4 protein-coding genes and 2 pseudogenes are annotated in these 6,122 nt (G+C 54.1%); 4 read left to right on the top strand and 2 right to left on the bottom strand.

Translation table 11 applies throughout. The features are described from left to right. Positions 1-115: 115 nt before the first annotated feature. Positions 116-811, bottom strand: a complete 696-nt coding sequence (locus WS68_RS15980; protein ID WP_156429534.1) for an IS6 family transposase — start codon at positions 809-811, stop codon at positions 116-118. Between the two features lie 843 nt (positions 812-1,654). Between WS68_RS15980 and WS68_RS15970 the strand changes: the two genes are divergently transcribed. The 4 genes and pseudogenes from WS68_RS15970 to WS68_RS15965 form a co-directional block, all read left to right on the top strand. Beyond that, on the top strand, positions 1,655-3,502 hold the full coding sequence (locus tag WS68_RS15970; RefSeq protein ID WP_156429533.1) for a S10 family serine carboxypeptidase-like protein: 1,848 nt from the start codon (positions 1,655-1,657) through the stop codon (positions 3,500-3,502). A gap of 86 nt (positions 3,503-3,588) precedes the next feature. Continuing rightward, positions 3,589-3,762: pseudogene (locus WS68_RS26340) on the top strand (IS5/IS1182 family transposase); the annotation flags it as partial. Positions 3,763-3,880: 118 nt separating this feature from the next. Further along, entirely contained in the window at positions 3,881-5,077 is a 1,197-nt protein-coding gene (locus WS68_RS27705; protein WP_156429532.1) for a hypothetical protein, read from the top strand. 167 nt (positions 5,078-5,244) lie between these two features. After that, positions 5,245-5,517: pseudogene (locus WS68_RS15965) on the top strand (IS6 family transposase); the annotation flags it as partial. Here WS68_RS15965 and WS68_RS15960 read toward each other — a convergent pair. After that, positions 5,501-5,935, bottom strand: coding sequence for a hypothetical protein (locus WS68_RS15960; RefSeq protein WP_156429531.1), 435 nt, complete (start codon positions 5,933-5,935; stop codon positions 5,501-5,503). The pseudogene WS68_RS15965 and the gene WS68_RS15960 sit on opposite strands and share 17 nt — an antisense overlap. Positions 5,936-6,122: the final 187 nt, after the last annotated feature.

Below are 6,122 nucleotides of genomic sequence, written 5' to 3'. Positions count from 1 at the left end.
GGTGGACTCCTTGCTGTTCGCGGCGCGCATTGCCGCTACGGGCTACGCCCTTCGCGCCAATGCGCGCCAGCATGAAAAACCAACCACTGTCAGATTTAGTCTAGTCCACCGCACTTTACATCACCAAGGCGTAGAATGGCTGACCCACGCAAAGCGGCACGTCACGGTGTCTCTGCAACTGCCCTTTTCGGATCATGTGCATGATCTCGATGCCAGAAAGAATAATGCGCGCGCAGCGAAAATCCTTGAAGCCCAGCATCGGTCTGACGATCCGCTTGATCGCCCGATGATCCTGCTCGACAATGTTGTTCAGATACTTGCACTGCCGGATCTTGATGGGCGTCTCACGCTCAGCGTTGATCGCATGAAGTGCTGAAAGATTGGCCCCGCTTTTATCGACGGTGACCGTCTCCGGCGCACCGTTCTGGTCAATCGCTTTCTCGAAGTAGCGTTGGGCGGCTGCCCTGTCACGACGGGCCCGGAACAGGAAATCGACCGTGTTGCCGTCCTTGTCCACCGCCCGGTACAGGTACTTCCACTGGCCGCGCAACCTGATATACGTCTCGTCCATCCGCCAGCTTCCGCCCACCGGGCGTTTGCGCTGGCGGAACGCCTTTTCGAACAACGGCACCAGCTTGATGACCCACCGGTGCACCGTCGAGTGATCGACTTCCATGCCGTGGTCGGCCATCATCTCTTCGAGATTGCGCAGGCTCAGCGAGTACGCCACATACCACCGCACGCACAGCAGGATGATGTCGAGCGGGAAATGCAGCCGCTTTAGCACTTTCGCGACGCCCGGTGCCAGCATCTTGCGTGAAATCCGCTCTTTCTTCACCGGGCTGTCTGACAAATTTTTCATCCGCAAATCTTACCCTATCGCGCTATCGCGACAGAACCCGCGTTCCTGCACTTCATCCGAATACCGGGTCCCGGTGGGCTTTCTTACCTTCCTTTCGTTTTCCATACTTCAAATCTCCCATTACAGCCAAGATCCGAAGTCTCCTATATTCTCGGGGCGGTTCAGTACCAATGCGACAGAACTCCCCAAGTTGGATTCAATCTAAATATCCTAAATACTGGGAAATTTGAACAATACTTGCTTGCTTTATTTCACCTTCTTACGATGCGATACAGTCCAATACAAGTGCGTGTTCCGAGAAAATTCATCGATAAGCGGCAGTCTTTGTGCGACCCAGTAATTGCAAACAAAATCAACAGCAATGACTCTTAAAGAGTAATAATAATCAACGTTTTTGACCTGAATGAAAAAGCTACGTTACCCGTGCGCACAGCCGAATTCGTGATTGATGGTGTTGAATGGTTTGGCTGAGCGGCGTATTCATTTCTATTTAGATTGATTTACATTAAAAACACTTTGTTATCCTAAATTAAGACTATTAAATTATTTTCTTGAATACTAAAAACTGATTGTTTAGTGAGCACTCGTAAACATGATGAGGGAGGAGCTATCTTGATGCATTGTGAAAGTGTATGACTGGCTTATATAAATCCATACCGTCTCGGCTAGGAAATCCCTCCTCAACGAGACGTTGCTTCCATCCAGGGGTATCTAAAAATGGCATCCTACATATCAACGCATCACCTAAGACTGCGTGAGATAGTATCTGCCCTCTCCGCCGTCCCGGCGAGGGTGATCGTCTCTTCGGTCACAACCCTCCTTCTCCTGAGCGCGTGTGGCGGGGGCGACGATGCGACGCCCGCCGCATCATCCACGACCAGCACAACCGCCACGTCGTCTAACTCTGCCAACGCGCCAAAGGCCATTACGCCGCAGGTCACGCCCGCCACGGTCTCAGTTGATCAGACGTTGACGCCTTTGTTACCCGATAAGCCGTATGTCGACAACACGCTCTACGATGCAAGTGCGGGCGCTTCGTTGCCGAGCGCGACGGAAGGCGCGGCGGTCACACACCACCGGATCAAGCTCAACGGTCTGAACATGACCTATACCGCTACGGCGGGGCACCTGACCGTGCGCGACACGACCACCAATGCACCGCAGGCAACGATCTTTTACACGGCCTACACGCTGGACAACCAGGACACGACGAGGCGGCCCGTGACGGTGTTCTTTAATGGTGGACCGGGATCGCCGTCATCATTCCTGCATATGGGCTCGTTCGGCCCGATGCGCGTCTTTACCGCGCAGGGGTCGAAGGTGTCCGGACCGAACGACGTCACGCTCGGCGAGAATCCGCAGACCCTGCTGGACAAGACCGACGTGATCTTTGTCGATCCGGTCGGCACTGGGTTTTCGGAGGCAGTTGCACCAAGCAAGAACCAGGATTTCTGGGGCGTCAATCCGGACGTCAACATCATGGCGGGCTTTATTAACCGCTACATGATCACCAACGACCGGGGAAGCTCACCGCTGATGGTGTATGGCGAGTCGTATGGCGGACCGCGCGCGGGCATACTCTCCTATGCGTTGCAGAACGTCTACGGCATCAAGCTTAGCGGCCTGATGATGCAGGCGCCGGCTCTAAATTTCTATGAAGGTGAGCCGGCGCGGCGCGATCCGTTGCCCCCATATTTGCTGCCGACTATCACAATGGCGGCCAAGTACTATGGGAAGATATCTGATCCGACGCTTTCGAAGCTGAGTCTCCCTGATCTGTTCCAGGCTTCCGAGAACCTGGCTTTCAACGAGCTTCGCACGCTCGTGCCTCAACCGACAACATCTGCCCAGCAAACCCAGGCTACGAGCCTGGTCGGAACGATGCAAGCCTTCACCGGGAATCTACCTGTCCTCAACGGACTGGATATTTACTACGATCCGTCGTTGGTCTCGAACCCTGCCGCGAACATGATCCAGAGCGGCACGGACGTGCTTAAGGCGGCTCGCTCGTACAACTATGGCGGATTCCTGAGCCAAAGTCTTGTCATCGAAATGTTCCCTGGCAAGACCCTGGGTCTATACGATCTGCGCAAGCAACTGACGGGCAATCTGGCTGCAACGCAAAACGCCTCGAGTTGTGATTCATCGAATGTGGCGAACTTCTGCGGCAGTTACCTCATCTACGATCCGTCGCTCAATGATTTGGCCTCCTACGATTCGATTTTCTCGTCCTATGCTTACAACACGCTCAAGTATCAAACCGTCTCTCTTTATCACGGGCTGAGCGAGACGATTGGCTACGTGTGGGATCACTATACGACCTATCCGGATGGTTCGACCCTGAGCTTCCCAGATGCAACCACCTTCATTGCCGACGAAATGCAGATCAATCCCAACATGCAGGTACTGACGTCGGCCGGATATTATGATTCCGTTGTGCCGGCTGCCCGGGTCGACTGGGATATGCAATCTGTTGCCAAAGCGATTCCGGCTGCCCAGATGCAGAAAATGTACACTCGCATCCTCTATCCGGCTGGACACATGGGTTACGCGGACGATCCTACTCGGCAGTTGCTGCACGACAACCTGTCGACTTTTCTGGACAAGGCAGTTAAGACCTCCGTCGCATCGATGAAGTAACACCTAATCAACTGAGTGACGAGATGGCAGGATTGTCATCTCGTCATTCGTTGGGCAGGTTAATTCATTCTCAATTTTTACACACTTACCATCGGCGGTCGCTTGCCGAGAACGCGATGTATTGGTTCAAGACGCTCACTGAGAATTGTCTCTGGGCGCCCGCGTCGCGTCTACTCGCAGGCGACCGAGGTTGTGGTCGCGTCGGCGTAATCAACCGTATGGCAGACCTCGCTTGTCCGCAATCCGTTCGTATCGTCTGAAATCATGACCATTTGAACCACTCCGTCCTGACGCTCGATTTATGCAACAACGCCCCTGGGAGGTGAACGCCTTATAGATTGTGATTCGCTCGATTCGAAATATAATCTGGAGAAAAACATGTTATCGATGAATAAATTCAACGTATCTGGATGTGGTGGAATACTCGTTGTAATGATGTCGACCGCGTTGGGAATCGCCTTGACATCATCAATTGCTGATGCTCAAACACCTGTTGTTGGTGTCGAAGCAGCAGCGACGGCGCATTATACACAGGCGTCAAAAGAAGAACAGGCGGCCTGGCAAGAGGCAGTGAAGAAAGCGGGCCCTCCGCCTAGCGGAGGGTGTTATACAATAAATTATCCCGACACTACGTGGAAAAAAGGGACATGTGGTGAGGTATCTCAAAAGCTACCTGGTCCGACACATTCGGTCTCCAATAACATAGAGTCGGACACTTTAGGCAACCTAGAGATACAAACATCAAGCCGGAGCGCTAAGAGCGGAACCCAGACCGCTGGAGGGGGGACGGATTATGCTGCCAAGACAACTGGAATCACGACTTCGGCAATCGGAACTTTTCCGGGTGCCAGCGTGCGTGGACTAACGGATCCTACTGCCGGTTATTCACTTCAACTCAATACCAACATCACAAAAAATCCATCTTTTTGTCCGAAAATTGGATTTGATTCGGATTGTCAGGTTTGGCAGCAGTTTGTTTATGCAACCTCCAATCTTGCGCCGCAGCCTGGACCTCTAGGATCCGTCCCTGCAAAAAATTCGCAAATATATATCCAGAACTGGATCTTCCCGAGCATCAATGATCTGCTTTTATTGCTAGCGAATAAGAAGCAGTGTCCCACGGGATTCCAATTTTTTGAGAGCGGAAATATTAGTAATTCGGGCTGTGTTAGCAATAGTTTTGCTGTTACTGCTCCAACTATCCCCGTGGGTGCCATTTCTCTGGTAACACTGGCGGGTTATGCTTCCGTGGCTGGTCAGGGTGGAACCGATACTGTTATGCTCACATATAATGGAAACGCGTATAGTGTTAACCAGTCTGACAGCACACTCGATATCGGGCAGGTATGGACGCAGTCGGAATTTAATATTGTAGGCAATGGTGGAGGTAGTGGGTTGGATTTCAAACCGGGGACGGCACTCGCTGTTAACCTGCAGGTTAACGACGCAACCACCAATCCACCGAAGTGTTTGAAAAATGCGGGGACGACTGGTGAAACCAATAATTTGACGTTGGGAAAGTGTACTGCGATAGGCGGCACGGCACCTTCAATTCAATTTATTGAGTCGAACTGAACCGCTCCGGGTTTGTCGGAGACCGACGAGTTTGGCGCTACGCCGCGCGAGCGGGCAGCGCCAGATTCCGAGTATAAGGGTTCTGTCGCGATAGCGCGATAGGGTAAGATTTGCGGATGAAAAATTTGTCAGACAGCCCGGTGAAGAAAGAGCGGATTTCACGCAAGATGCTGGCACCGGGCGTCGCGAAAGTGCTAAAGCGGCTGCATTTCCCGCTCGACATCATCCTGCTGTGCGTGCGGTGGTATGTGGCGTACTCGTTGAGCCTGCGCAATCTCGAAGAGATGATGGCCGACCACGGCATGGAAGTCGATCACTCGACGGTGCACCGGTGGGTCATCAAGCTGGTGCCGTTGTTCGAAAAGGCGTTCCGCCAGCGCAAACGCCCGGTGGGCGGAAGCTGGCGGATGGACGAGACGTATATCAGGTTGCGCGGCCAGTGCCCGGAATGACGATCGCAAGCCACACCGCGGAGATCGGCGGCATCATCATATAGGCCAGCGCGCCTGCGGCGATCAGTCCTGGGCAGAACGCGACCAGCAACATTTGGTGCGCTTTGCCGGACACGAACGGCGCGCAAAGGATGAGCCCGGCGCTGATGACCACGGACACGCCGATCCACCAGCCGGTGAAGATTTCAAGATCGCGGCGGGTATAGGGGGCGGGATGTTCGCGCCGGCGTCGGGCCATGCGTAGCAGTGCGTGGGCGGCCCAACCCGACTGGATCAGCGCGAGCGCGGCGGCCCAGGCGAGCGCGCCCTGACGGGGAAGATCCGCCCAGAGTGCTGCAATCATCCCGATGGCCGCGATCATGTTGGCGCCCGCGGCCATCGGGATCATCGCGAACAAGGCGGCCAACTGACGATCGAGCAAGCGTGCCTGAGCGTCGGCGTCTTCGTCGGACAGGGTCCAGCTGTATTAGCCGGGACTTGATCTGACAGGTAGTCGGGCCGACAAAGTACGAGTCGTCAATGGGGGATGAGTTTCTCCTTGGCGAGATCGAGCGAATCGAGGAAAGTGCGCATCGGCGTCTTGCCGTAACACC

The organism is Burkholderia sp. TSV86, assembly GCF_001522865.1.
GTDB lineage: Bacteria > Pseudomonadota > Gammaproteobacteria > Burkholderiales > Burkholderiaceae > Burkholderia.
The sequence above is the reverse complement of the archived record's forward strand: the minus strand, read 5'-3'. Positions and strand labels throughout refer to the sequence as shown.